Origin of the sequence: Jatrophihabitans endophyticus, assembly GCF_900129455.1 — a bacterium.
In the GTDB taxonomy this organism is placed as follows: Bacteria; Actinomycetota; Actinomycetes; order Mycobacteriales; family Jatrophihabitantaceae; genus Jatrophihabitans; species Jatrophihabitans endophyticus.
On the sequence record NZ_FQVU01000002.1, the window covers coordinates 271,516 to 296,370 of the forward strand.

At 70.9% G+C, this 24,855-nt stretch carries 31 protein-coding genes, 1 tRNA gene and 1 pseudogene; 9 read left to right on the forward strand and 24 right to left on the reverse strand.

What is annotated here, in order from left to right; genetic code table 11:
• Positions 1 to 431: 431 nt before the first annotated feature.
• Complete coding sequence (locus tag BUE29_RS06595; RefSeq protein WP_073387887.1) at positions 432 to 1,004, forward strand: hypothetical protein; 573 nt, start codon at positions 432 to 434, stop codon at positions 1,002 to 1,004.
• Positions 1,001 to 1,852 carry a tyrosine-type recombinase/integrase gene (locus BUE29_RS06600; protein WP_073387888.1) on the forward strand — a complete coding sequence of 284 codons (852 nt, stop codon included), beginning with the start codon at positions 1,001 to 1,003 and terminating at the stop codon, positions 1,850 to 1,852. The genes BUE29_RS06595 and BUE29_RS06600 overlap by 4 nt, the downstream gene beginning before the upstream one ends.
• Positions 1,853 to 2,100: 248 nt before the next feature.
• On the opposite strand, the gene BUE29_RS06610 is transcribed toward BUE29_RS06600, so the two are convergent.
• The 3 genes from BUE29_RS06610 to BUE29_RS06620 are packed head-to-tail and all read right to left on the reverse strand — an operon-like array spanning position 2,101 to position 3,062.
• Complete coding sequence (locus tag BUE29_RS06610; RefSeq protein WP_073387890.1) at positions 2,101 to 2,430, reverse strand: DUF2283 domain-containing protein; 330 nt, start codon at positions 2,428 to 2,430, stop codon at positions 2,101 to 2,103.
• 3 nt (positions 2,431 to 2,433) lie between these two features.
• A complete protein-coding gene (locus BUE29_RS23645) occupies positions 2,434 to 2,664 on the reverse strand; it encodes a DUF4258 domain-containing protein (protein WP_073387891.1) in 231 nt (76 codons plus the stop codon).
• Positions 2,661 to 3,062: a DUF6941 family protein gene (locus BUE29_RS06620; protein ID WP_073387892.1), complete on the reverse strand. Its 402-nt coding sequence runs from the start codon at positions 3,060 to 3,062 to the stop codon at positions 2,661 to 2,663. Before BUE29_RS06620 ends, BUE29_RS23645 begins: the two co-directional genes overlap by 4 nt.
• Between BUE29_RS06620 and BUE29_RS23375 the strand changes: the two genes are divergently transcribed.
• Positions 3,061 to 3,192 carry a hypothetical protein gene (locus BUE29_RS23375; protein WP_268766572.1) on the forward strand — a complete coding sequence of 44 codons (132 nt, stop codon included), beginning with the start codon at positions 3,061 to 3,063 and terminating at the stop codon, positions 3,190 to 3,192. The two genes, BUE29_RS06620 and BUE29_RS23375, sit on opposite strands and share 2 nt — an antisense overlap.
• 389 nt (positions 3,193 to 3,581) lie before the next feature.
• On the opposite strand, the gene BUE29_RS06630 is transcribed toward BUE29_RS23375, so the two are convergent.
• From BUE29_RS06630 to BUE29_RS06665, 10 genes are all read right to left on the reverse strand, one after another.
• Positions 3,582 to 7,451, reverse strand: coding sequence for a hypothetical protein (locus BUE29_RS06630; RefSeq protein ID WP_143168028.1), 3,870 nt, complete (start codon positions 7,449 to 7,451; stop codon positions 3,582 to 3,584).
• Between the two features lie 29 nt (positions 7,452 to 7,480).
• Entirely contained in the window at positions 7,481 to 7,771 is a 291-nt protein-coding gene (locus tag BUE29_RS06635; RefSeq protein ID WP_073387896.1) for a hypothetical protein, read from the reverse strand.
• The gene (locus BUE29_RS06640) at positions 7,768 to 7,971 is read right to left on the reverse strand and encodes a hypothetical protein (RefSeq protein ID WP_073387899.1); all 204 of its coding nucleotides are present in this window, start codon (positions 7,969 to 7,971) and stop codon (positions 7,768 to 7,770) included. The genes BUE29_RS06635 and BUE29_RS06640 overlap by 4 nt, the downstream gene beginning before the upstream one ends.
• Entirely contained in the window at positions 7,968 to 8,651 is a 684-nt protein-coding gene (locus BUE29_RS06645; RefSeq protein WP_073387901.1) for a hypothetical protein, read from the reverse strand. The genes BUE29_RS06640 and BUE29_RS06645 overlap by 4 nt, the downstream gene beginning before the upstream one ends.
• Positions 8,648 to 8,788, reverse strand: a complete 141-nt coding sequence (locus BUE29_RS22400; RefSeq protein ID WP_159440833.1) for a hypothetical protein — start codon at positions 8,786 to 8,788, stop codon at positions 8,648 to 8,650. The genes BUE29_RS06645 and BUE29_RS22400 overlap by 4 nt, the downstream gene beginning before the upstream one ends.
• Positions 8,785 to 9,177 (reverse strand): hypothetical protein, encoded by a 393-nt coding sequence (locus BUE29_RS21875; RefSeq protein ID WP_143168029.1) that lies wholly within the window; start codon positions 9,175 to 9,177, stop codon positions 8,785 to 8,787. Before BUE29_RS21875 ends, BUE29_RS22400 begins: the two co-directional genes overlap by 4 nt.
• Entirely contained in the window at positions 9,174 to 10,754 is a 1,581-nt protein-coding gene (locus tag BUE29_RS06650) for a terminase large subunit domain-containing protein (RefSeq protein WP_073387903.1), read from the reverse strand. Before BUE29_RS06650 ends, BUE29_RS21875 begins: the two co-directional genes overlap by 4 nt.
• Before the next feature lie 11 nt (positions 10,755 to 10,765).
• On the reverse strand, positions 10,766 to 11,134 hold the full coding sequence (locus BUE29_RS06655; protein ID WP_143168030.1) for a hypothetical protein: 369 nt from the start codon (positions 11,132 to 11,134) through the stop codon (positions 10,766 to 10,768).
• Positions 11,135 to 11,256: 122 nt separating this feature from the next.
• Entirely contained in the window at positions 11,257 to 11,523 is a 267-nt protein-coding gene (locus BUE29_RS06660; protein WP_143168031.1) for a hypothetical protein, read from the reverse strand.
• A gap of 14 nt (positions 11,524 to 11,537) precedes the next feature.
• Positions 11,538 to 11,726, reverse strand: a complete 189-nt coding sequence (locus BUE29_RS06665) for a hypothetical protein (protein ID WP_073387912.1) — start codon at positions 11,724 to 11,726, stop codon at positions 11,538 to 11,540.
• Positions 11,727 to 11,902: 176 nt separating this feature from the next.
• Between BUE29_RS06665 and BUE29_RS06670 the strand changes: the two genes are divergently transcribed.
• Positions 11,903 to 12,397: a hypothetical protein gene (locus BUE29_RS06670; RefSeq protein ID WP_073387915.1), complete on the forward strand. Its 495-nt coding sequence runs from the start codon at positions 11,903 to 11,905 to the stop codon at positions 12,395 to 12,397.
• 120 nt (positions 12,398 to 12,517) lie between these two features.
• A complete protein-coding gene (locus BUE29_RS06675; protein ID WP_143168032.1) occupies positions 12,518 to 12,739 on the forward strand; it encodes a hypothetical protein in 222 nt (73 codons plus the stop codon).
• Positions 12,740 to 12,888: 149 nt separating this feature from the next.
• On the opposite strand, the gene BUE29_RS06680 is transcribed toward BUE29_RS06675, so the two are convergent.
• From BUE29_RS06680 to BUE29_RS21885, 5 genes are read right to left on the reverse strand one after another with little or no spacing between them, the layout of a single operon-like run.
• Positions 12,889 to 13,848 carry an AAA family ATPase gene (locus BUE29_RS06680; RefSeq protein ID WP_159440834.1) on the reverse strand — a complete coding sequence of 320 codons (960 nt, stop codon included), beginning with the start codon at positions 13,846 to 13,848 and terminating at the stop codon, positions 12,889 to 12,891.
• Positions 13,849 to 13,883: 35 nt separating this feature from the next.
• Positions 13,884 to 14,105: a hypothetical protein gene (locus BUE29_RS22405; protein ID WP_073387922.1), complete on the reverse strand. Its 222-nt coding sequence runs from the start codon at positions 14,103 to 14,105 to the stop codon at positions 13,884 to 13,886.
• Entirely contained in the window at positions 14,102 to 14,461 is a 360-nt protein-coding gene (locus BUE29_RS22410; RefSeq protein WP_073387924.1) for a hypothetical protein, read from the reverse strand. Before BUE29_RS22410 ends, BUE29_RS22405 begins: the two co-directional genes overlap by 4 nt.
• Positions 14,458 to 14,697: a hypothetical protein gene (locus BUE29_RS21880; RefSeq protein ID WP_073387926.1), complete on the reverse strand. Its 240-nt coding sequence runs from the start codon at positions 14,695 to 14,697 to the stop codon at positions 14,458 to 14,460. Before BUE29_RS21880 ends, BUE29_RS22410 begins: the two co-directional genes overlap by 4 nt.
• Complete coding sequence (locus tag BUE29_RS21885) at positions 14,694 to 14,903, reverse strand: hypothetical protein (RefSeq protein ID WP_200800085.1); 210 nt, start codon at positions 14,901 to 14,903, stop codon at positions 14,694 to 14,696. Before BUE29_RS21885 ends, BUE29_RS21880 begins: the two co-directional genes overlap by 4 nt.
• A gap of 177 nt (positions 14,904 to 15,080) precedes the next feature.
• Here BUE29_RS21885 and BUE29_RS23650 point away from each other — a divergent pair, with 177 nt between their 5' ends.
• Together BUE29_RS23650 and BUE29_RS23655 are read left to right on the forward strand one after the other, a co-directional pair.
• Positions 15,081 to 15,584 (forward strand): helix-turn-helix domain-containing protein, encoded by a 504-nt coding sequence (locus tag BUE29_RS23650; RefSeq protein ID WP_073387930.1) that lies wholly within the window; start codon positions 15,081 to 15,083, stop codon positions 15,582 to 15,584.
• A pseudogene (locus BUE29_RS23655) lies at positions 15,581 to 16,696 on the forward strand (site-specific integrase); the annotation flags it as partial. The gene BUE29_RS23650 and the pseudogene BUE29_RS23655, both read left to right, overlap by 4 nt.
• 203 nt (positions 16,697 to 16,899) lie before the next feature.
• On the opposite strand, the gene BUE29_RS06715 reads toward BUE29_RS23655, so the two are convergent.
• Positions 16,900 to 16,975, reverse strand: a tRNA-Thr gene (locus tag BUE29_RS06715).
• Between the two features lie 160 nt (positions 16,976 to 17,135).
• Here BUE29_RS06715 and BUE29_RS06720 point away from each other — a divergent pair.
• On the forward strand, positions 17,136 to 17,909 hold the full coding sequence (locus BUE29_RS06720) for a glycerophosphodiester phosphodiesterase (RefSeq protein ID WP_073387932.1): 774 nt from the start codon (positions 17,136 to 17,138) through the stop codon (positions 17,907 to 17,909).
• 55 nt (positions 17,910 to 17,964) lie between these two features.
• Positions 17,965 to 19,461 (forward strand): glycosyltransferase 87 family protein, encoded by a 1,497-nt coding sequence (locus BUE29_RS06725; protein WP_073387934.1) that lies wholly within the window; start codon positions 17,965 to 17,967, stop codon positions 19,459 to 19,461.
• A gap of 4 nt (positions 19,462 to 19,465) precedes the next feature.
• Here the strand turns inward: BUE29_RS06725 and BUE29_RS06730 are convergent, their stop codons facing one another.
• The 5 genes from BUE29_RS06730 to BUE29_RS06750 all read right to left on the reverse strand — a co-directional run bounded on the left by BUE29_RS06730 (position 19,466) and on the right by BUE29_RS06750 (position 24,832).
• Complete coding sequence (locus BUE29_RS06730) at positions 19,466 to 20,281, reverse strand: PSP1 domain-containing protein (RefSeq protein WP_073389433.1); 816 nt, start codon at positions 20,279 to 20,281, stop codon at positions 19,466 to 19,468.
• A gap of 40 nt (positions 20,282 to 20,321) precedes the next feature.
• Positions 20,322 to 21,515, reverse strand: coding sequence for a DNA polymerase III subunit delta' (locus BUE29_RS06735; RefSeq protein ID WP_073387937.1), 1,194 nt, complete (start codon positions 21,513 to 21,515; stop codon positions 20,322 to 20,324).
• Complete coding sequence (locus BUE29_RS06740; RefSeq protein ID WP_073389435.1) at positions 21,512 to 22,003, reverse strand: MarR family winged helix-turn-helix transcriptional regulator; 492 nt, start codon at positions 22,001 to 22,003, stop codon at positions 21,512 to 21,514. The genes BUE29_RS06735 and BUE29_RS06740 overlap by 4 nt, the downstream gene beginning before the upstream one ends.
• Positions 22,004 to 22,154: 151 nt before the next feature.
• A complete protein-coding gene (gene tmk, locus BUE29_RS06745) occupies positions 22,155 to 22,772 on the reverse strand; it encodes a dTMP kinase (protein WP_073387939.1) in 618 nt (205 codons plus the stop codon).
• Positions 22,769 to 24,832 (reverse strand): bifunctional MFS transporter/dTMP kinase, encoded by a 2,064-nt coding sequence (locus tag BUE29_RS06750; protein ID WP_073387941.1) that lies wholly within the window; start codon positions 24,830 to 24,832, stop codon positions 22,769 to 22,771. The genes tmk and BUE29_RS06750 overlap by 4 nt, the downstream gene beginning before the upstream one ends.
• Between the last annotated feature and the right edge of the window lie 23 nt (positions 24,833 to 24,855).

The window sequence follows — 24,855 nt, forward strand, 5'->3', positions numbered from 1 at the left end:
CCGACGAGTTCGCCGCGGCCGGGCCGCCCGGGCGTCGCACCGGACACCGGGACGGGGAAGGGATGGAGCCGCCTCGGGGAATCGAACCCCGGACAACCTCATTACGAGTCGCAGGCCCGACGTACCGGGTGATCCCTCGTGACCCCGCGTCGCCCGGAATCTCGGGCCTGTGCGCGGGCGCCGCCTGTCCCTTGTCCCCGTTCGTCACGGGTCGCACCCGTTCGTGTGTGACCACTTTCGTGACCACATCCCCTCACGCCTGACCCCAGGCACGAAGACGGCCCCGGCCGGTGCTGGAACACCGGGCCGAGGCCTTGATCGCACTCCCCTGCGCGAACAGGAAGGCAGGACCCATGTCAGAACGTACCGAGCAAGCCGGACAGTCCTCTCCCGCCATCGGCGGGCCGACCACGGACCTGAGCCCCGCCGCCATGCCCCCGTGTCCGTGGTGGTGCAGCGACACCAACCCCGACCACCGCACGGACTTCGAGTCCTCGGACTGGAACGACCCGTCCGTGAAGTTCCGGATCCACACCCACGTCTTCGGGCGAACGGCCGCGGCCGTGGTCCAGGACGAGCGGCACGAGGCGGGCCGGGTCACCTTGGTACCGGCCTACGTCGCGTTCTACTACGACCAGGCGGAGACGCCGGAGGAGGCGCTGGATCTCGCCCGGGCGATCGAAGCGGCCGGCGATCTGCTGCGCAGGGTCGTCGAGGGGCGGGAACCGCCGAGCGCGGGCCAGGCTCCCTCGTGGGCGACTACCCACGAGGACGTCGAGGGCGGCATCCGGTGGGAGCACACCGCAGTCAGCCCGGTCGGGCGCGCCGTCACGATCTTCGCCACCGACAGCGTCAGCATCAGTGGCGACGGAGCGGTCAGCCTCACGCGGAGCCCCGTCGAGGTGTACGTCGGCGAGGACGACCGCGCGCTGTCCCCGCAGCAGGCCGCCGAGTTCGCTCAGACCGTGCTCGACACCGTTGCCACGATGGGAGACGCCCGATGACCCCCTATGACCCGGTACTCGACGAGTTCGAGCGGCACATGCTGACGAACAAGCTGTCACCGGTCACGATCAGCGACCGGTCGGAGTTCCTGCGCCGGTTGTCGGTCTGGCTGGCGCCGACGCTGCTGCTCGGCGCGTCGCCGGAGCAGCTCGAGCGGTTCCAGCAGTCCTACAGTCACCTCGCGCGGGCGAGTGTGGACGTGTACACCCGCCACGTCCGGGCGTTCTACGCGTGGGCGGTGTCGACCGAGCGCGTGCTGCGCGATCCGACGTCGAGGATGGTGCGGGTGCGCCCTAGGCAGGGGCTTCCTCACCCGATCGACGAGGGCGACCTGCGGACGCTGCTGGCATGCGCGACGGGTGGGCTTCGGTTGGCCTACGTCCTGGCGGCATTCGCCGGGTTGCGATGCGGTGAGGTCACGCGTCTGACGGGCCAAGACCTCAACCTGACGGCCCCGCAACCCACAGCCCTCATCCACGGCAAGGGCGGGTACGAGCGCATCGTCCCGCTGCTACCGCCAGTGGTGGCGGAACTCGTGCCGGCCTCGCGGCGCCGACTCGGCCCGATCGTGCTCAAGCGCGACGGGACGCCCTTCACGGCGTCGCAGCTGTCCATCCAGTCGAGCAAGTTCATGACCAGCATCGGTATCGAGTCGACGATGCACTCGCTCCGGCACTACTTCGCTACTGAGGTCGTCCGGATGACCCGGGACGTGCTGCTCGTCCAGCAGCTCCTCGGCCACGCGTCGCTGCAGACCACGCAGATCTACATGCGGGCATCCCTCAACGACGCGCACGAGCGCATGGCCGGCCTGGCAGCCACGGCGGGAGGCTTGTTAGCTAACTAGCCGCTGACCCAAAGCGCCCCGCCCTCCGAGATAGACGGAGGGCGGGGCGTAGCTACGTTGGCTCGCATGACCACCCCGAAGCGCCCGGTCGAGACCGCCGAAGAGCGCGCGCAGCGGATCCGCGCGGAGGTCGCGACGTGGCCGCGGTTGACGTCGGAACGGAAGGCCGAGTTGCGGCGGTTGCTGTCGCCGGCGGCCGACCGTGTCCGTGCCCGTCTCGCAGCCGAGCAGACCCGGCGGTCAGACAGTTAGGCCGGCACGGGCGCGCGCATCCCCCCGGTGACCAGAGATCCGTCGCCGCTCTGACCGATGCGGAAGTACCCGGCAACCGACGGGCGAATGGCGCGAAGCGCGTCGATCGCCTCGATCGGAACGTGGTACTCAGTGATGAGCCGCTGGAAGGGGATCTCAGCCTGCAGATCGAGGATTTCGATGCCGAGCGCCATCGCGAACGCGTCCAAGTCGATCTGGACCTCGTCGGTGACCTCGACGGTCCGAGCGACCTCGCCGTCACAGAATCGGATGTAGGCGGCCTCAGCCGCCAGGTCGACGGTGGCAGTGATGTTGATGGCGGGCATGACTCAATCCTTCCATGCTACGGACTTGACGGTCACGTCATCCACAGCTAGTCCCGGGTGACGTACCCAAACCTTCAGGTCCCGTCCATCTACTCCAGGTCCGATGTAGCGGATGCTGTTCTTCGGTGTCGTCTCGTCTGAATGATGATTGCGTAAAGCCTCTGTTATGTCCAGCTCGGAAATCCCACGCTCACGCATCCGCACGCGGGCGTGCGGCAGGATCCGGAGTCTCATCGCGCCTGAGGCTGCAGTTCCACATCGAAGGCCAGTCGGCGAACTTGCTCGCCGTCGAGCTCCACTAGCACCTCGTACAGGCCCGCCGCCGGAGTCGGAATGAGGGTGGTCAGCGCGAACAGTCGACCGACCTTGCCGTCGTATGGCCGACTGGCAGACGAGTCTGCAAGCGGCACTTCCATCGCCAGTTCGAAGACTGGCGCATTCCGAACTCGAATGGTCAGCTGATTCGGGGGTTCACCCTCCTGGGCGCGAACGCGGCCAGCAATCGACAGCAGATGTTGGCCCGGCAGCATCGGCACGGTCACGCTTGTGTAGCTGGCGTTCAGCACATTGAGGGTGCCGTTCGGCTGGATGCTGGCGAACTCAGCCAGAAACGCGTAGTCGAGTTCAGCCATGCGCGGGAGCGTAACGGTGCGCTACGTCATCGTGCCACCGCTCCGCTACCTGAACACCTTCCGCAGGCTCACCCTGGCCGCGGCAGCGATGCGGCTGCCGGCCGGTGTGTGTGGTGATCCCGCCGACTAGGGCGGCGGTCAGCTCGCGGAGATCCACCTGCAGTGAGCGATGGGGCGCCAATCCCCCGCGTCGCGGAGGGACGCCCCGTCGCCGCCGAGCGTACTCGTCAGTGCGAGTTCTGCGGTGCGTCCAGCCAAGCCACAGCCTCGGCGAGCTCTCGCACGGCGCTCGCATACTCGACCGCATGTGACCCTGCAGTCTGGTTCTTGAGGTGCCTCGTGGCGAGCTTGGCCGCCTCGTGCAGCGCTTCCATCACGGCGTCTTCGGCTTCGTCTCGGTCTGCCACAGCTACCCCCTTCGTTCGCCGACCTGGCGTCGGCGGGTGGACCGACCGTATGCGGCCGGTCCGACAGTTCCCACCACTCGACGGGCCTGGTCCCCCGGACTGCAAGGCTGAGTCAGCGTCGCCGGTCGTTCTTCTTGTTGCCCTTGCGGGACGCGGTGCCGACCTTCTTGCCGTCCATGTAGATGTCGAGCTTGATGTTGCGCAGCTCGGCGCGTGCCGCCTTCGCCATGACGCGTGCGGTGCGGTCCGCGCGGCGGTCCTCGGCGGCGATGTCACGCTTCAGGTCGTTGACCCGCCGCTGCGCGGTCGTCACCCCCGCCTTGTTGAAGGTGTCCGCGGCGAACGTCCCGAACGCCGACGACCGTTCGTTGATCGTCCGCTGCGACGACACCAGCGACGACAGGTCCGACGCGGATGCGGACAGCAACGCCCGCACCTGCGGGTAGGCGCCCGGCCCGGCGTCGATGATCTGCTGAAGCATCGCCCGGCCCGTCTGCGACTTCCCCAGCTTCTTCGCCAACGCCCGCACCCCGGCCACGTACTTCGTGACGAGGAGTGCCTGTTGCCGGGCGGCGGCCTGCATCGACCCGAACGTCGGGGTGGCCTGCTGGTCGGTCACGCCAGCAGATGCGACGTTGAAGGTGCCCCGCGCGGCGTCGCGGGCCTGCGTGTACGTCGACGAGTAGGCGGAACGGGCGGCCTCGAGCTTGTCGTAGGCGGTGCTGTTCGAGCGGGACGGGGAGCCGAGTTGGGCGCGGAGCGCGTCACGGCGGCGGGTATGGGTGAGGAGCGCGGCGTCGAGCTTCCGCAGGTGGGCGAGGGCCCGGTCGGAGGCGCCGGCGTCGTCCATCTGGTCGTAGAGCCGCCGGAACGCTGCCCGCGCCTGGCTGGTGGTGCCGTCGACGGCGTCGCTGAAGGCGCGGAGGCCCTTGGTGTCGATCTGGGTGGTGAGCTTGAGGACGGCCTTGATGTCGGTGGCGCGGGCGTTCTGGGCGGCGGTGATGGTGTCGTAGGTCTTGCCGCCGTACCGGTAGTCGGCCTTGTCCTTCTTCCCGGACCCGCGGGTGGTGGTGATCTGTCCGACACGGCCGCCGGCGGCCATCGCGACGACGTCGAGGGTGGCGCCACGGTTCGCGGCTTCGAGCGCGGACCGGTTCCGCTTCGTGGCGTCGGCGGTCGAGATCCACTCCCCGTTGGAGAGGCGGTACGGCTGCCGGTAGGAGCCGTCGACGAGCATGGCGGGCACGTCGTCCGAGGTGCCAGTGCCGGGACCGTAGACCATGCCCACGTCGCCGCCGGCGGCCCGATGCACCGGACCGCCCTTCGCCGCCTCGAACTTCTGCCCACCCTTGGAGCGGCCAGAGTCGCCCCCGGTCGAGACGGTGCCGTTGTGGTGCACCGTGACGTTCACGCTCTTGTCGTGCAGAGCGTTGAGGTAGTTCTGGACACGCTGAAGCGCGGACTCGGCTGGGCCGGTGAGCGCCGAGACCTGCGGAACCCGGTTCTGCTGCAACGAGTTGATCTGGTCGTTGAGGCGGGCAATCAGCGCCTTGCCGACGGCCGTGTTGGCCGTGACCCCCGGCACCTTCCCCTGCTTGATGGCGTTCACCTTCGCCGTCAGATCGCGAATGCGTGCCTGTGCCGTCGTGGTGTCGACTGTCGTCGCGATCTTCTTGGCTGGGATCTTGTTCAGATCGGACAGCGCGCGGTCGACTCGGCGTATCGCGCCCGCGGATGCGCCCATCGCCTTCAACCGTGCGCGTTCCTGCGTGAGGGCTTCGCGGGTGGCTTCGATGCCCTTTCGGGTCATCTTGGAGCCGCCGGATACGGCCTCGCCGAGAGCCTGCGCTGAGCGAATGGCGCTGTTCACGTTCTGCTGGTTGTTGCGTCCAGCCTCGGTACTCAACGACCACGCGGTGGCGTTGTCCTTGAGACCCTTCGTCAACGTGGCCAGCGAGTTCGCCTGCGCGATCCTCGCGTCCGCGATGTCGAGCGTCTCGCCGTTGAGCTTCTTGAACGCCTGGTCGAGCAGCCCGGCGGCATCACTCGCGACGCGCATGGCCTGGGCCTGCGCGTTGGTCTGGTCGGTGTTCTGCTTCGCGGCTTTCGTGGCAGCGAGGTACTCGGCGCCGGTCATGTTCAGGGCGCGAGCCATGGCCTGCTGAGCGGGACTGCCGCCGGCAGCCAGTCGCACGCTCTCGGACTGCGCCTGGTTGTACGCCTTCTGGGCGTCGATGTTCTCGTGGAGAGACGCTCGGGTTGTCCGGAGCTTGTCCGCGAGGTCAACCGCCGCCTTCTGCGTCTCGTTGAGCTTCTGACCGCCCTTGTCCAGGTCGGCGAGGTTGTCCGGGAGCTTGTCGAGGCCAGCGATGTCGAGGAGGGACTGGTAGAGCTGGTCGAAGTCACTCTTGCTGCCGTTGACGGCGTTAGCGAGCGTCCCGTAGCTCGTGCCGAGCTGCTGATTGCCAGCGTGGAGTCGGTCGAGCACCTTGAGCGCGTTGTTGTCCTGCAGGGTCTTCGCCGTGGCCTGCAGGTTTGCGTTCGACAAGGCGTCGGTGGACTGCTTGACCGACTCCGTGTAGTTCTGATTCGCCTTCGTCGCGTCGTCTGTCTCATCGGACGAGTCACCCATCGCGAACGCCAGTGATCCGAGGATCAGGACGAGGGCGCCGATGGGGCCGAGCGCGGCCCGCCACCCCATCGCGGCGACACGACCGGCCGCGACGGTGCGCGCGGCGGACGCTTCGGCCGCTGCAGCGGTCTGGATGGCCGCGGCACGGGCGGCGGCGACCTCTTCCGCCTTCGACGCGATGAACGACGCTGAAGCGCCCTGCTGCGCACGCGCCGCCGTCAGCGCCGACTCGGCCTGCGCCAGGTTGTCTGCCGCGACCTGGGCCGCGGCCGCCGCGGAAGCCGACCGCATCTCGAGGCTGGCCGCCATCGACGTGGCGCCCATCGCCTGCGCCCGCCCGGCGGCCTGCGTGTACGCCGACCCGATCGCGCCCACCACGGCCGTGGTAGCGCGCAACCCGAGCGACGCGACCCGCCACGCGACGAGGAGCGGCACGATGGCCCGCAGCACCGGCAGCGGAAGCGAGTTGATCGCCGACGACACCGCCGAGATCGCCTCGAGCGTCACGTGTCCCATCGGCCCGGCGCCCTGCCCGACATGCACGATCGTCTCGAGCAGGTTCCCGAGCGTCTGCTCCACGTTCGGCAACTCGGCCTGCACGTAGGCGACGAAGTCCTGCACACCGGTGGACGACGCCGCCCACCGCTCCAACCCGTTCGACCCGCGCACCAGCTCGGCGCCCATGCTGGCGAACAACGGGTCCAGCTGCGTCAGGATGTTGAGCAGCGCGGGACCGGCGTTGCTCGCGATCTCACCGATCTGCCCCGCCATCTGGTGCGCGTCGGTGTTGATCACCTTGAACAGGGGTGCGGAGTTCGCCAGCCCGGACTCCAGTCCGTCGAGCAGCGGTACCGCGGTGACCGCCTTCAGCGTCGTCAGCTCCTGCTTCAACGTGGTCACGTCGTCGCCGTAGCGGGAGATGTCGAGGGCGCCGGACTTCGCCATGTCGCTGATGCCGGCGATCCCGAGCGCGGTCGACGCGAGGGTGGGGACGAGGCCGGCGAGGATGCCGCCACCCACCGCGGCCAACGGGGCGGCCGCCGACCCCAGCAGGACGATCGCGTCGAACAGCAACCCGACACGGGAGCGGGACGAGTCCGCGCTGCTGCCAATGCTGCCGATGTCGCTGCGGGTCTGCCGGGCGTTGTTGCGGAACCGGATGTCCGTCCGCGACCGTGCCCGGAGCTGGTCCAGTTCGGCGCGGATCGCGGCGAGCTGCGCCTGCGCGCCGTTGTCGTCGACCCGTACCCGCACGTCGATGTCCCGCTCGTGCCGCAGCGCGTCGAGATCCCGGCGGGCCTGCCGAATCGTCCGCGCCCACGCCGAATCGTCCAGGGACAGGTACGCCACGATATGGCCGGTCTCAGTCTCGCCGCTCACTACGCGCCGTCCGGAAGATCGCGCAGTCGCGCCCGCAGCTCTGCATCAGTCCACGTCAGTTGATCGAGGAACGAAGCACGGCGCTCGTCGTCAACGATCGCGAACGTGGCAAGCTCGGCCGCGGTCCACGCGAGCACAGCCTCGAAGTCCAGACGCTCCACCCGATTCCGACCGGCAAGCCGGCGCCGGATCATGGTGCGGACCTCCTCGAGGTCCCCCGCCGCCTGCAGCCGCATCGCGTACTGCAGAACGTCATGCACGGAGCGTCGGGTGCACTCGCCCGCCGTCACGCGACGTCACCGTCCGCCCCGTTGGCACGGTCGGCGACGACGAGCGCCTCCCACTCGCGTGTCCCGACCTGGATGCAGCGCACACCCGGCCCATGCGGATCACCGACACCGACGACGGTGTGCAGTTCACCGGGAGCGTGCCCGTCGACCGCGGCGTCCCGCAGCGGACCGCCGCCCACGACGACCGGGCCGGCGCTCATGCCCGCGCCCCCTCGCCGGTCAGCACTCCGCGCGCTGCGGCATCCCACCCGCCGACACGGCCCGTGAGTGTGCTTCCCGCCAGCTGCCGCGAACTGGTCAGGGTGATCGACGAGAAGTCACGCACTTCGCCGACCACACCGGCCTCGACCGCGGTCGCGATCAGGACAGCAGGCGCCACGTCGGACACGTTGATGCCGCGATCCGGGATGCGGTAACCCGTCTCGCCCCCGTACATGGCGCCCAGCACCCCGAACGTGGACAAGGCTTCGGCGCCCGCCCGCTGCAACCGCACGTCGGCGGCGACCAACTCGTTCGAGTTGTGCCAGATCGTCGCGCTCCGTGCCGTGGCGCGCTTGGCCAGCGTGCGCAACGCATCTACCGCCGCCGCCCACGCCTGCACGAGCTCCGCGTCCGAGGTGTCGATGCTCGCGACCTGCTCGATCGTCTCCTGCGCCCTCTCGACGGCGAGTGCCCGCTCGGCCGCGGCGCGCTTCGTCGCCGCACCCGTTGCACGGAGCCGCGCGAATCGCGAGATCCGCGACTGCTCGTCGAGCTGCTCGGCGGTGATCGTCTCGTCGCCGGCCTCGAGCCGCTGCTCGAACTCGACGACGAGTGCCTCGGCCTCTCGTGCTTCCTGGTCGGCCTGTTCGGCCGCCGCTACCGCGTCGTCAACGGTCATCGGGTCTGCTCCTTCTCGGCGGTCTTCGGCTTGTAGTGCTCCTCGACCGCCTTGGCCAGGGCGATCATGTTTTCGCCCGGCGACAGGCGCGGTTGTTCGTCGCCGTTGCCAGGGGTCTTGGTCTGTGCGCCGCTCACGGTTCGCTCCTCGTGGCTCGGATCAGTCCATCGGTGTCGATCAACAGGCACCGATCACTGACGCGGTGGCTGCGGACACGGCCAGATGCGGCCAACCTCCGGGCGCGGCGCTCGCCACACCCAGCACGCTCCGCAGCCACCGACGTCGGTTCCATGCCTGTCACGCTGTTCGTTGTAGCGGCCGAGTGTCCGCTACCGGACAGGTCAGCATCGGGGTCGTCGGCGACCGCCTGCAGCAGCACCAATGCACGCTCCACCTGCCGCGGAAACGACGGCACCGCGCCATCCACACGCGCTCGAGCCCGCAGATCACGCGTCACCGCACGCAACACCCACGACGCGACCCCAGGCGCACGCAGAGCGCCATCCAGCGGCTCGTCGCCGGTCACCACGTGTCACCCTTCTCGAAGCCCCCAGGCGTCTGCCACCACATGGCCGAGTCCTGCATCGGTAGCGCAGACCGCGGGACAACGAGCCCGCCGGCAGTCTCAACGACCTCGAGGTCATCTCGGTCGACACGCTCCCGAGCGGTCGCGCGGAACCGCGCGTAGGCCCGGTTCCAGTCATCGAACTCGCCGACCTGCGCCCAGAAGCTGCGACCCGGGTTGTGCCACGACGCCACCGCGAAGTCACTCGCGCACGACACCGCGTGCAGCAAGCTCATCGCGAAGTCGTCGTGCCCGAGCCGCTCCGGCACGCTGATCCGCACCGCACCAGACTCGGTGTACTCGAACTGCAGCGAGTTCAACTGCCGCAGCAGATCAGGATGACGAGGCAACACGAGCCGCCGCTGCTGCAGCAGCGACTTGATCCGCCCGAACCCGGCCTGCTTCCGCCGGTTGTCGATCGACACCTCAGCCAGTGGAGTCGCCGGCGAGACGCGACGCTCCTGCAGCTCTCGGCGCAAGATCGAAGTGGCGGCATCACCGACACCGTTGATCTCGCTCGCGATCATTCTGACGTCGTAGACCTCGACCAGATCCGCGACATACGAGGCGAAGTCGTGCCACGCCCACCCCGAGCGGCCGGCCAGCCACGGGACGAAGTAGGCACGCTGGCCGACACCGAGGATCTCGTCGTTCAGGCCGAAGTCATCGAGTGCTCCGATGAGCGCGACGACGTTGGCGTCGTTCCGCAGCCCCCAGTCGATCCCGGCAACAACCGCCAGCGACCGCGTGTGCCCAGGACCGTCCACGAACGGCGACGCCTCACGAGCCGCGTCAGCGTCCAACAGGTCGTAATCAGCGACCGCCTCCTCAAGCTCCTCGGCCGAGAAGTAAGCCTGCTGGTCGTCAACCCACTCGGCCAGCACCTCCTGCCGGTACACCCACTCCGGATCAGTGCGCCGCCAGTCCTGCAACAGCTTGTCATCCACCAGCGGCGACACCTGCGACGGCCAATGGAACGACGCGTACCCCTCGGCCCGGTTCTCGCCGAGCCGGAACGTCTGCGCGAAGAACCGCTCCTGCGAGCCGTAAGGCGTCCCCGCCATCACCACCTTCGAGCCCGGCCGGGCGATGATCGTGTACCGGATCGCCCGCCACAGCTCATCCGAGATCGACGCAGCCTCATCCAAGATCAACAGATCCACCGACGGACCACGCGCACGCCGCTGCGACGCCGGAATGCACCGAATCTCCGACCCATTGCTGAGCGTGATCGTCGACTTGTTGTCGTCATCGACCGAGCCCCCCAGCAGCGGACTCGACGCCAGGTCGAGCATGTCTGCCAGCAGCTCCTTCGCCGCGTCCTCACCCGCCGACAACACCAGCACCCGCGCCCCCCGCCGAGTGAACGCCGTGTGCAGGGCGATGATCGCCAACGTCCGCGACTTCCCCGCCTGCCGGCCACACACCATGCACCGGGTACGTGCCGGCGACATCACCACCGTCTGCTGATGCGGCCACAACGGCTCACCCACCAGCTGCCGCGCGAACTCCCGGGGATCGAGCAGCGACTCGACCACCCATACCGCCGTCACGCCCCCTCACCCGCCTCGCGCGCATCCACCGCAGCCTGCGCATCCGACAGCAACTTCGCCATGTCGACCTTCGCCGCCGCAACGTCCTTCCCCAGCCGCGCCGCCGACAGCGGATCTAGGCCCAGCCGGCCCCGGTGCGTCAGCGCGGTCGCCTCCATCCGCCGCCACACCTCCAACGGCGGGGCCGTCCCCGGCTTCGGAGACTCCATCTGCCGCTCGATGGGCATGGCCTCCAGATACTCGGCAGCCCGCGCGCACTTCGCCTCCACCCGAGCCCACGCGTGCACCGCAGACGCGTACAGCGGCGCCCGCAGGTACTCCGTCCCCGGCTGCTCGAGCAGCCGCGCCACCAACTCGAGCGCCAACGGCTCCACCTTCCGCGGCGACCTCGCGCCATGCTTCGTCGACAGCTCATGCCCCGGCGCGAACGGCGGCCGCTGCCCCGGGAACGCCGGCACCCACTCCTCTGACGTCTGACCCTCCCCGCTCACGGCGCGAACCGCTCACCGGGCGACAACTGCTGAGCCCGCAACGCCTCGAGCACGTCCTCAGCACCCGTCCACCCGCCCGCCTCGACGCACTGCTCCCCGACCACACCCGCCAAGATCGCGGCCAGCTTCGCCAGCGCCGACACCACCTCGAACACTTCCGGCGGCAGCCCGTCGTACCGCCACAGGACGGGCACGTCCCCCCGCAACGACCCCACGGCCAAGTCGATCGCCTCATGCGAGGGCGTCCCGTGGTTCAGCTGCATCGGCTGTAGCGGCATCACTCCGCCCCCCGCCACACGTCCGCGAGCAGGCGCCGCTCCACGTCCCCCGGCTCGGTCAGCCCCAGCTCGTCCAGCAGCAGCCCGAGCGCCCACCCAGCCATTCGCGCGGTGGCCGGCAGGCGGGTCTCACCCCGCCGCTTCGCCACCTCGTCCAGCGCGTTCACCAGCCCGCCGAGGTGATACACGGCAGCCAGGCCCCGCAGATCTCCATAGGCAGGTGCCAGGCGGGCCGGTACCGTTTGGGTGACTGCCCGCTCCCCCGTTCCACGGGGCACAAGTGGGCGGTCGGACGGGGCGTCCCCCAGACCCTGGGGATCACGCCCCGTCGCCATGTCCCCGCTCATGCGGCACACTCCGCGGCGTGAGCGAGATCAGGCCCTACGGCACCACCGACGATGCGACTGCCACCGCTGTCGGATGGATCGCTATCGAGGCTGCAGAGATCGAACTGGTGACAGCGCAGCTGAGCGCTGCCCTGACGGGATCCGGCCGTGCACAGCACCTCACGGTTGGCCAACCGTGGCGCACCATCGTCGACGGGCTCCTCGCCACCCTGAGCGCGCCCTGGTACATCAGCCTCACACCGACCGACCTGGCACACCTTGATCGGATACGAGCCGACGCGCACACCGCGGAGCGCCTGATGGTCGAGCGCAACCGCGTCGTACACGCGATATGGGACGAGCCAACAGCCGACGGGTACCGGGCGAGTAGCCGCTTCCAGCGGTTCGGCTCGGTGAGCGGCCGCGCCTGGTCCCTTGACCAACTGGCCACCCTCCGCGACGACCTGCACCGAGTAAGCAATGACCTCTGGGAGCATCTGATCTGGGCTATCGACCTGCTGAACGACGTCTGACCCGAGGTGCACGACCACCTGATTTCGAATCAGGTGCGACGCTCGCAGGCCCGGTGAACGCTGGCCTGCGAATCGACTGGTCACACGCTGGTCACGCACACACGCTGCGAGCATGCAGCGATGAGCGACCAACGATCGGTGGGCGAGCTGCTCGCGGCTGCGCAGACCCGCCTCGAGAACGACATCCGCGACGGCAACCCCGGCACGAGACAATGGGCCCGAGCACAGCTCACCAAGCTCGACACGCACGGGACGACCGACGGCCACCTCGGATCGCCCTGCGTCGCCGACGGCGAACCGTTCCCCTGCAGCACCATCGCGTACCTGCTCGCAGCCGACTGACGCGCGCGCGGCATCCGACAACATCGCACCGACAACAAGGCCCCGCCGGCCTGCCCTGAACTTGGGGCTGTCCGCTGTCCGCCCCTTAAAGGGGGCGGACGCGGACGGACATGTCCGGTGGGGGTGGACATGGGGCGGACATGTGGACATCAGGTCTCCTTGGGTGCTCGGTAGAACGGGCGCGCTGTTGTTCCGGTGTTGGTCAGCAGGCCCTTGGAAACAAGGCCGTTGAGTGCACGGTGGAAGGAGGCGGGGGACATCTCGGCGGTGGCGCGGAGGTCGGACTTGCTGGCGCCGGTAGCGCTGTGACCGGACATGAACGCGGACATGAGGCGTTGCTCGGAGCTTGTCGTGTCCGCGGCGTGAGCGGACATCAGGACGGCGCTGTCGAGGGCGTCCACGAGGGTGAGTGACACCCGGTCCTGCAGTGGTCCGTCCTTCCGCTTCGTCCTTTCAAGCGTGAGGTTCTCGGGCGTGCCGGTCGTCAGGTAGACGGTGTCGACGCCGGCCTCGAGCGCGCTGCTCCCTCGGACGGTCGTGCCGTCCTTTCCGGTGTGGTGGACGGCGAGCACGGTGCCGCCGCCGGTGGCGCGCTGGATCCGGTAGAGCGCGTCGACGGCGAGCCCCATGTCACGTGCGCTGTTCTCGTCTCCGCCTGGGAGGCAGCGCGCGAGGGTGTCGATGACGACGAGCCGGCGCCCGGCGGCGGCCGTGGCCAGTTCGGTGACGGAGTTGGCGTCCAGCAAGTTGATGGGTTCGGGCAGGACAGCGAGTCGATCCGGGTGGATGTCGTGGTGCCAGGTGAACTCCCAGGCTTCGAAACGCTGGTTGAGGCCGTAGGCGCCTTCGGCCGCTACGTACAGCACCGATCCGGTCTCGACGGGGCGCATCTGCCAGGCCTTGCCGGTGGCAACGCAGGCGGCCCAGTCCTGAGCGGTGAAGCTCTTCGCGGTGCCCCAGTGTCCGGCGAGAACCGCGACGCTGCGCAGGTCGACGGTGCGGTCGATGAGCGGCTGCGGTGTCGGCAGGTTCGTGAGGTCGGCCCGGGTGAGGAGTCGGTCGCGGAGCGGGGTGTTGCGCGATCGAGCGGTCGCACTGGGTGGCCCCATCCATGAGGCGTCGAGTTCGTCGACGGTCGGTTGTGTCACACGATCGCCTCGACGACCTGAACATCGCCGCCGAACCGCAGCTCGAGGGCGGCCATAACGTCGTCTGCGGCGGCGCGAGGCACACCGAGGGCGCGGCGCTTGCGGTCGTACTGTTTGCGGCATTTCACCGTCGTGATCGCGGCGTGGATGACACCCATCTCGCCGGCGAACCAGGCGGATCGCTCGCCGAGTTCGACGACGATCTGCGGGGCGGTCATGCGGCACCTCGCTCGGCTTCGCCGTCGCGCCCGAGGTAGGGCCGGCCGCCGCGCGCCCACCACGCACGCGAGGCGATGCACCGGGAGCATGAGTCGCAGCGTTGGGGGCAGGGTGAACCGTCGACCGTGTTCCGGATGCGTTCGAGTTCGGCGACTTGCGGATCGACCGCCCGAACGCGCACGACGGCGGCGAGCTGCGACCAGCAGTCCTGCATGTCGCGCTCGGCGGCCTGGCGGCCGGCTGTGTGGCCATCGGTCCACCCGAGCTGGTAGCTCGCGTCAAGCGCCGGTGTCCACGCCTCGGCGAGCAGCGTTGCAGCGGTCAGGTCGGGCCTCGCAGCAGTGTCGACGCTCACCGCAGCACCTCGTCGGGAAGCATGATCATCTGCCGGATTTCTTCGAGCGGCACGCCGTTCGCGAAAAGGGTGACGGCCTCGAGGTACAGCTCCCGTGGCGTCAGTCCGAATGTGCTCGGTTGACGTGTGGCAGGGGTGGCCGCATCCTTGGCGGTGTCGGCGTGGTGGTCGGCATCTGTTGAGGAGGCCGGGCGTGGCTGCGCCTGGCCTCTTCGCTTGTCCGGGGGTTCGCTCACGAGCCACCTGCCTCAAGGAGGCGGACTAGTTCGGCAGTGACGATGCGTAGCCTTCGTCCGATCTTGAGAACTTGCAGCGGGAAGTCGCCGCTCTTGTAGGCCGCGTAGGTGCCGTTCGCCCCGTATCCGAGCGCGGCACCCCCCTTGACGATCGGCACGGTCGGCGGCCAAGCCCTGATCTCTTCGATGCTGCTGACTCGATCCACTGCTCGCGGCATGCGCTTAGCCCTTCAGGATGACTATTGACCCTGTACGGCTCAGACGATCCCCGACGATCCCTGTTGACCGCAAGCCGAAAACATCATATCTTCTAGCTATTCCGGCTAAGGAGCATCGTGGGACAACACCTTGACTGGGTCGAAGGCAACCGACTCGTCGCATCGATGGGCAGCGAGAACTACCTCGCCGAACGCATCACCACTGAGCGAGAAGCTCGGAACTGGTCGCAGTCCGAGTTGGCCCGAGAGATGGAGCGAGCCGGCTGCCGAATACCGCAAACGGCTATCTCGAAGATCGAGAAGCCTCAACGCGGAGGGCGCCGTGACATCAGCGTCGACGAGGCGATCGGGTTCGCGCGGGTGTTCGGGATTCCGCTCGGCGAGCTCCTACTGCCGATCGAGGCAACCAACGATCTTGAGGTGGCGAAGGACCTCGCTGCGGGCCCTACAGCTCTAGTAGCGCGTGACACCGCCGTCGATACCTACGACCAGCTGGTGGGTCGTCTCCGCTTGCTGTACGCAACCGATCAGGGGTGGAAGGTCGCACTCGAAGCCGAGTTGGGGCGGGCGGTCGACGCCGCCAACACTGACGACGACGCCATGGTGATCGCCCGGCTGCAGTTCCTCCGGGACGTCGTGCTGATCAAGCCGAAGAGGGCCCAGCGATGAAGGGTTCTGTGACGAAGCGCTGCCCGTGCCCGGTGCAGCGGAACGCGCGCGGCGAGCGGATCGCTTGCAAGATCAAGCACGGATCGTGGACCTACGTCGCTGACGCCGGCCGTGACCCGGCCACCGGGCGCCGGCGTCAGCTCCGCGGCTCGGGCTACGCCACGAAGGGTGAGGCCGAGGCGGCGCTCGCCGAGCACGTCGACTCCGTCCGCAAGGGCACCGCGACCCACGACGAGCGGCAGACCGTCGCGGCGTACCTGCGCGGGTGGCTCGAGCAGCGCGAGGCGAACGGCCTGCGCCCGACGACGCTGCAGTCCTACCGCCAGCACGTCGAGCAGCTGTTCGTGCCGCAGATCGGTCATCTGCGCCTGCGTGACCTCCGGCCGGGCCACGTCGAGGCGATGTTCCGCGAGATCGCCAAGCCGCAGCCCGGCCGCCGGCCGCGCGGGCCGGCGAGCATCGCCCGCATCCACGCCACGCTGCGCAGCGCGCTCGGCGCCGCGGTGAAGCGCCGCCTGATCTCGTTCAACCACGCGGTCGGGATCGACCTGCCCAAGGCCCAGCGTCCGCGGGTGCAGCCGTGGCAGCCGGCCGAACTGGGTCGGTTCCTCGACTTCGCCGCGGCCGACCCGCTCGGCGCGCTGTTCGAGACGATGGCCGGCACCGGCCTGCGCCGCGGTGAGGCTGCCGGGCTGCGGTGGGTCGACGTCGACCTCGAGGCCGGGGTCGCGATCGTGCACCAGCAGGTCGTCGCCATCGACGACGGCAAGCCCTGCCCGCACTGCGGGGGCCGTCACCGCGAGGCCTCGTTTGGCCGGCCCAAGACCCGCAGCGGAGAGGACCGCGTCGTGGACCTGGACTCAGGCGTCATCGGCGTCCTGATGGCCCACCGCCTCACCCAGGACGCCCAGCGCGCCGCGTGGGGCGAGGCCTACCTCGACCACGGGTTGGTGTTCGCCCGCGAGGACGGCACGCCCTGGCCGCCTGTGCGCCTCACCAAGCGGTTCAACGAGCTCGTCCGGGCCGCAGGCCTGCCGAAGGTCAGCCTGCACGCTCTCCGGCACGGTCAGGCATCGCTGATGCTCGCCGCCGGCGTTCCCATGGCCGTCGTGTCGAAGCGGCTCGGGCACTCGACGATCAGCCTGACGTCGGACACGTACTCGCACCTGCTCGAGGGGGTCGGCCGCGACGCCGCCGAGCGGGCCGCCGCGCTCGTCCCGAGAGCCCTGCGTGACCACTCGGTGACCACTCCGGCCCCGGAAACGACTCAGGCCCCCCGCCAGAGCGACGGAGGGCCCGGAATCGCTGGGGTAGATGGAGCCGCCTCGGGGAATCGAACCCCGGACAACCTCATTACGAGTGAGGTGCTCTGCCGACTGAGCTAAGGCGGCGTGCGCGGAACGAGTTCCGCGCGACGAGCGAGTCTAACCGGTCGCCGGGAGCGTGATCACCCCCGGGCGGCGCGGACCGCGGGTGGCCGGCAGGCGAACGTTGGACGAAGCCTCGCGCCGGGGGACGCGGCCGAGGCCACGCGCACCTCACAGTGGAGGCGTGACGTACCGCGACCGGCCCGGTCCGCTCGCCGTCGCGCACCGCGGTGGCGCCGGCCTTGCCGCCGAGAACACCCTGGCCGCCTTCGCCCGCTCGTACGCACTCGGTGTCCGCTACCTGGAGACCGACGTCCGATGCACCGCCGACGGCCAACTCGTCGCGTTCCACGACGCTCGCCTCGAGCGGGTGACGTCGGCGCGCGGCTGGGTGCGATCGCGCACGATGGCCGAGCTCGCCACGCTGGCCGTGCGCGGCGGTGGCCCGATCGTGGCGCTGGACGACGTCCTCGCCGCCTTCCCCGACGCCTGCCTCACCGTCGACGTGAAGGACCCGGCCGCCGTGCCGGCGCTCGCCCGGCTGCTGCACGACACCGGGGCCGCCGCGCGGGTGTGCGTCGCCGGGGCGCGGGGCACGTGGCTGCGTGCCCTCGCCGACCGCGTCGGCCCGCAACTGTCGACCGCGCTGTCCTGGCGCGAGCTCGCCCACCTGGCCGCGAGCCGGCCGCCGCGCACCTACGGTGCCGCGGCGTTCGCCCACGTGCCGCTGCACGTCGGGCGGGTGCCGGTGTTCCGGCGCGACCTGCTCGCCCGCGCGCACGACGCCGGCGTGCGGGTGCTCGTGTGGACCGTCGACGACCCGGTGACGATGCACCGGCTGCTCGACGACGGCGTGGACGGGATCATCACCGACCGACCCGACGTGCTGCGCGAGGTGCTGATCGCGCGGGGGCAGTGGCACGCCCCCGACAGCCGGGAGGCCGGCATCCCCGCCTGAGCGTTGCCCATGATCGCTGGGCCGGTCTCATCGATGGCCGGGCAGGGTGGGGCGAATGGGAGGGTTCTTCGGGCTGGTCGCGAGACGGCCCGCCGCGCGCCGGCTCGACGCGATCGTGCTGTTCGTGCTGACCGTCGTCGTCCGCGAGGCGTTCGTGCTGTCGAGCCCCGGCGGGGTCCGCGGCGTGTTCGGCTACGACGGCTCGGTCTACTACGCCGCGGCGGACTCGCTGTTGCAGGGTCGGCTGCCCTATCGCGACTTCACGCTGCTCCACCCGCCGGGCATGATGCTCGCCCTCACTCCCTTCGCGGCGTTCGGACGGCTGGCCGGCGACCACGCCGGCTTCATGCTCGCGAACGCCGCGTTCGTGGCACTGGCCGGCGTCAATGCCGCACTGGTCCACGCCGTGCTGCGGCGGGTGGGCACGCCGCGGTGGGCGGCGCTACTCGGGGGTGTGTTCTACGCGGCCTGGTTCGGCGCGGTCCAGGCCGAGGTCAACGAGCGGCTCGAGCCGCTCGGCAGCTTCCTGCTGCTCCTCGGCGCCTTCCTGCTCGTCGGCGAGCACGGACGGACGCCGCGGCGGCTGCCGCTGGCCGGCGCGGTTCTCGGCGCCGCCGTCTGCGTCAAGGTCTGGTACGTCGTCCCCGCCGTGCTCGTCCTGCTCGCCGCCGCCCTCGCCACCCGCCGGTTGCAGGGCGCGCTGCGGCTCGCGGCCGGCGCGGTCGCCGCCGCCGTCGTGCTGGTCGGCGTGTTCTTCGTCGCCGCACCGACCGCGATGTGGCGGATGATCGTCACCGACCAGGTCGGCCGCCGGGACGCCGGGCCGCGCGGCGCGCGGTGGGGCGAGGCCGTCACGACGGTGTCGCGGCTGCACGTGTCACGCGACTCGCGGGAGCTGTTGCTGGTCGTCACCGCCGTCCTCGGACTGGCGATGGTGGCACTGGCGGCCCGCACGACGTTCGGTCGGGTCGTCTCGGCGGTGCTGGCCGCGCAGCTCGTCGTCCTGTTCGTCACGCCGACCTACTTCTTCTTCTACTCCGGCTACGTCGCGCCGGCCGCTGCCCTGCTCGTCGGCACGGCCGCGGGCGCGACGAGCGCGACCGGCACGGTGCGTCGTCTCGGCGCCGTCGTGCCGGCGCTGGTCACCGTGGGGGCGGTCGCCGTCACCGCCGGGGTGTTCGTCGACGGCACCTTTCACATCAGTCGCCGCTTCCCGGCCGGCCCGCTGGCCGACCGGGCCGCGACCGTCCGCTGTGTCGTGGCCGACTCCCCCGCCGCGTTGATCCAGCTGAACGTGCTCAGCCGCGGGCTGCGCAACGGCTGCCCCAACTGGGTGGACGTCAGCGGCCGGTCCTACGACGTCGACCGCTCCGGGCTGGGTCGGCGTCGCAGCCCGCTGTGGCAGCGGGAGATCCGCGACTACCTGCGCAGCGGTCAGGCCGCCCTCGTCATCCGCGGCAAGACGGGGCTGAGCCGCGAGACGCGAGACGCGATCCGTCGGTGGCCCGTCCTCGCCCGGCACGGCACGGTGACGATCTACCGCACGCCGTGACCCGTCAACGCGACTCGTAGGCCCGCCGGCTGCTGCACACCGACGCCAGGGCGCACGGGGTGCGCCGGCCGTCGGCCGACATCCGCACGACCACGTTCTCGCCCGGGACGTCGTGGCCCACGACCCGGCCGGGGCCGTCCGGCGTGTCGACGTCCGCCCCGACCGCCGGGGCGCGCGCGGCGAAGTCCTGGTACAGCGGATGCTCGTACTTCAGGCAGCACATCAGCTTGCCGCAGGCGCCCGAGATGCGCATCGGGTTGGCCGGCAGGTCTTGGTCCTTGGCCATGCGCACGCTGACCGGTTCGAAGTCGACGAGGAACGTCGAGCAGCACAGCTCGCGCCCGCAGCTACCCACCCCACCGGTGAGCTTGGCCTCGTCGCGGGCCGAGAGCTGGCGCAGCTCGACCCGGCCGTGCAGCGTCGCCGCGAGGTCGCGGACGAGCGCGCGGAAGTCGACGCGATGGGGGGCGGTGAAGTAGATCGTCGTGCGGTGCTCCGCGGCCACGTGGTCGACGCCCACCACCTTCATCGGCAGCCCGTGCTCGCGGATCAGCCGGCGGCTCGCCACCCGCGCCGCGGCCCGTGCCCGCCGCGCCGTGGCGGCGGCCGCCACGTCGTCCGGGCCCGCCACGCCGAGCAGGACGGGCAGGCCCGCAACGTCCTCGCTCACCCATTCCGGCGCCCAGGTGACCTCGGCGACCTCCGGCCCGTCGTCGGTCGGGAACAGCACGTGGTCGCCGACCTGCGGGGCCAGCGTGCCCGGGTCGGCGTAGTAGAGCCGTCCCTTCGGCTGGAAGACCACCGCGCACATCATCGGCATGCGCGCCACAGTAGCCACCGCCCGGTGGCGGCGGTGTGGGTCAGCCCGGCAACCGCAGCGCGGCGGTCATCGCCTCGACCGCGATGCGCGGCTTGACGTTCTCCTCGATCGCCTGCCGGCAGGCGAGGATGGCGTCGAGGCGGCGCAGGACGCCGGCGGGGTCGAGGGCGGCGGCGACGGTGCGGACGTCGCTCGCGAAGTCCGGATGCGCCGGCGCGGTGCCCGACCCCCAGAGGACGAGCAGCACGTCGCGGTAGAACGCGGCGAGGTCGACGAGCGCGCGGTCGAGCGCGTCGCGCTGCGTCCGGGTGGCCCGTGACTTCTGCCGACGCTCGAGCTCCTTGAGCACGCCGGCCGAGCCGCGCACGGACGTCGCGACGCCCTTGCCGGTGGCGCCCTGGCCGAGCGCCACCTGCAGCGACTCGGTCTCGCCGGCGTCGCGGTCGGCCGACAGCGCCGCGGCCTCGCCCTCGGCGGCGCCCACGAGATGGTCGGCGGCCTCGAGGCAGGCGCGCAGCGAGGTCAGGGACGCGGGGATGGCCAGGACCTCCGCGCGCCGGCCGCGGGCGTCCTCGTCGCGGGCGAGCCGGCGCGACCGGCCGACGTGCCCCTGCCCGACCGCGGCCGCCCAGCGCGCGGTGTCGGCGTCGAAGCCCTCGCCGCGCAGCACCCCGGCCACCGCCTCGGCCGGCGGGATGCGCAGCGTCACCAGCCGACACCGCGAACGGATCGTCACCATGACGTCGTCCGGGTGCAGGGACGGTGCGCAGAGCAGGAACACCGTGCGCGGCGGCGGCTCCTCGATCGCCTTGAGCATGGCGTTCGAGGCCTGCTCGGTGAGCCGGTCGGCGTCCTCGATGACGATGACCTGCCACCGGCCGAGCTGCGGGCGCCGCCCGGCGCGGGCGACGGTGGCACGCATCTCCTCGACGCCGATGGACAGCCCCTGCGGCACGACGGCGTGCACGTCGGGATGGGTGCGGGCCCCCACGGTGCGGCACTGCGGGCACTCGCCGCAGCCGAGCTCGCCCGGACGCTCGCACTGCAGCGCCGCGGCGAACGCCTGCGCCGCCACCGAGCGCCCGGAGCCGGCCGGGCCGGTGAACAGCCAGGCGTGCGTCATGGTGCCGGCCGCCGGGGAGCGGCCGGCGGCGATGTCGGCGGCGGCCGCCGCGGCCTCGCGCAGGGTCGCGACGGCGGTGTCCTGCCCGACGAGCTGGTCCCAGACGGTCACGGGACGATTGTCGTCCCCTGCTGCGACGACGCGGCGAGCAGCAGGGTGCGCAGCGCGTCGGCGAGCGGCCCCAGCGTCGCCGTCGGCAGCGGCGTCAACAGCTCGCGCTCGGTCTCGAGCAGGGCCGCGAACGCGGTGTCGACCAGCTCCCGGCCGGCCGGCGTGAGCGCGACGCGGACGAGCCGGCGGTCGGCACGGTCGACCGAGCGCACGACGAGACCACGATCGGTGAGGCCGTCGAGCCGGCTCGTCATGGTGCCCGACGTGACATAGGTGCGGGCGGCGAGCTCCCCCGCGGTGAGCTGGAACGGCTCGCCCTCGCGGCGCAGCGCGGCCAGCACGTCGAACTCGTGCTTGCGCAGCCCGTTCGCGGCGAAGCTGCGGGCCCGGCGCTCGGCGAGGACGCCGGCGAGCCGGTCGAGGCGGGACAGCACCTCCAGAGGGGCGACGTCGAGGTCGGGCCGCTCCCGCCGCCAGGCCGCGACGATGCCGTCGACCTCGTCGACGCCGTCCGCCCCGTCGACACCGTCGACACCGTCGACACCGTCGACACCGTCGGGTCGGGCGATCGGGTCGTGGGCAGCCACGCCGCCATGGTCGCACATCTCTTGACGTCGAGAGGTCGACGTGGGTGCGCCCTCAGCCGCGCAACCGCGCCCGGACGGCGGCGAGGACGTCACCGGCGAGCGCATCGGCGGCGCGGGTCGCGTCGAGCACCAGGTAGCGCGCCGGCTCGGCGGCGGCCAGGGCCAGGAACGCCGCACGGACCGCCCGGTGGAACTCCAGCGACGCGCTCTCCAGCCGGTCCGGCCGCGCGCGCGCACCGGCCCGCGCGAGCCCGGCGACGGGATCGACGTCGAGCAGGACCGTCAGCGCGGGAGTGAGGCCGCCGGTGGCCCACACCGTGACGGCGTGGGCGCCGGCGCCCAGCCCCCGGCCGGCGCCCTGGTAGGCGAGGGTGGAGTCGACGTAGCGATCGGTGATCACGACCGCGCCCCGCGCGAGGCCGGGCGTCACGACGGTGTCGACGTGGTGCGCCCGGTCGGCGGCGTAGAGCAGGGCCTCGGCCCGCGGCGTCACGTGCCCGTCGGGATCCAGGACGAGCCGGCGCAGCTCGGTGCCCAGGGGCGTCCCGCCCGGTTCCCTGGTCTCGACGACCTCCTGCCCCGCCGCGCGCAGCGAGGCCGCGAGCAGCCGGATCTGCGTCGACTTGCCGGCCCCCTCGCCCCCCTCGAACGCGACGAACAGCCCGCTCACGCCGGGCCAGAGTGGAGGTCGGCGACCTCCGGGAGCTCGCCCACGGGGCTCGTGAGCAGCGAGGCCCGCCGACTCACCAGCCGCTCCAGCCGCTCGGCGACCTCGACGGGCAGCGCCACGGGAGCGGGGTCCTGACAGCGCACCGTCGTCCCGGGGTGCGCGTCGATCTCGTCGTCGTAGGCCTGGCTGACGCCGGCCAGGTCGATGTCGTCGGCCCCCGGACGCTCGGCACCGATCGTGTCGACGACGACGGTGAGGTCGGCACGCAGGTCGCCGGTGCTCCACTCGTGCACATCGCGGATGCGTTCGGCGTCGGCCCCGCGCCCCCCGCCGTGCACCGCCAGCGAGCTGAGCAGGTAGCCGTCGCACACCACGACCTCGCCCCGGTCCAGCGCCGGGCGGATCACCACCGCGACGTGTTCGGCTCGGTCGGCGGCCGACAACAGCGCGGCGGTCTCCGGCTCCAGCCCGGCGTGGTCGGTGGCGGCCAGCAGTTCGGCGACGTGGCGTCCGGCCGGCGTCCCGGTCGGCTCGGCGGTCTCGACGACGGTGAGCGAGAAGTCGCGCGCCGCCTGCGAGAGGAGCGCGGCGTACCGCGCGGTGACGGCCCGGTCGGTGCCGTCGACCGCGACGAGCAGCCCGCCGCGCTGGTCGCCGTAGCGTCCGCCGGCGGTGTTGAGCACCCGCTGCCGGACGAGATCGCGGAACCGCTTGCGCGACTGGCCGGCGCGCGACGTCGCGTAGAACGACACCAGCAGGGCGAGCAGCCCGCCGACGAGCAGGGTGAGCCCGGGGCCGGAGAAGCGCAGGTAGGACTCGCCCACCTTGAAGCGGTGCTCGCCGAGCAGTCCGGCGAGCACGGGGCCGACGGCGATGGTCAGCAGCAGCACCAGGCGCACCGAGGAGAGCACGAAGGAGAAGATGCGCCCGCGGAGCCGGTCCTCGACCTCCTGGCCGATCATCGTGTAGCCGATGATCCACGCCATCCCGGCGAACAGTCCGACGAACGCCGCGAAGACGGTGGCGAGGATGAAGTCGCGGATCAGCGACATGGTCAGCAACGACAGCCCGGCGGCGCCGATGGCGAAGCCGAAGACGCGGCTGCGGGCGTAGGACGGCAGCACCCGCGGCCCGACGAGCATGCCGACGGCGAGGCCGGCGAACACCGTCCCGAACATGATCGAGTACCCGGCCGCGCCACCGCCCAGCGTGCGGACCCACAGCTGGGCGACGCCCACGGTCAGGCCGCCGGCGGCGAACGCGCCGATGATCCCGACGTACAGGCCACGGATGAGCGCGTTGCGTCGGATGTAGGAGATGCCCTCGCGCAGCAGCGAGACGATGCTCTGCTCCTGCTCGCGGTCGGCGGGGACGGCCGGGATGTCGCGGCGGCTCACGAACACCGTGCTCGCGCTGACGGCGAAGGTGACGGTGTTGACGAGCAACGCGATGACGATCGCCACGTTGACGTCGTCGGCGCCGACCGTGCCGTTGGACGACACCAGCCGGTTCGTCGCCGAGAGCAGCGCGAACAGCCCCGCCGCTACCGGGACCGTGCCGTACACCGAGAACAGCGAGATCTGGTTGGCGGTGGGCAGCAGTCGCTTCGGGACGATGGAGACCTGGATGACCTGCTTGCACGGCTGGGTGAACAGCCCGATGGCCTCGATGGCGAACTGCGCGATGTAAAGCCAGATCAGGTTGTAGCCGAAGGCGATCGAGGCGTAGAGGACGCCGGCGGCGAGGTCGCCCACGATGACGGTCTTGCGGCGGTCGAGCTTGTCGGCGAGGGCCGCGGCGATCGGGCCGAAGAGCAGGTCGGGGGCGAGCCGGACGAGGATCACGCCCGAGATGGCGGCGCCCTGGGTGGTGTAGGACTGCTCCCGGGTCAGCTGCTGCGCGAGTGCGGTGTTGGCCAGCAGGCCCAGCCAGTCACCCAGGCTGGAGAGCGTGATCGCCGCCCACATGCGGCGCACGACGGGGATGCGCGCGAGCGTCAGCAATGCGTTCTCGCGGCGCGGCCGCCGGGCCGAGCCGGGCGGACCCGGTCCGCTGCTCACGCGACCGCCGGGGCCACGGCATG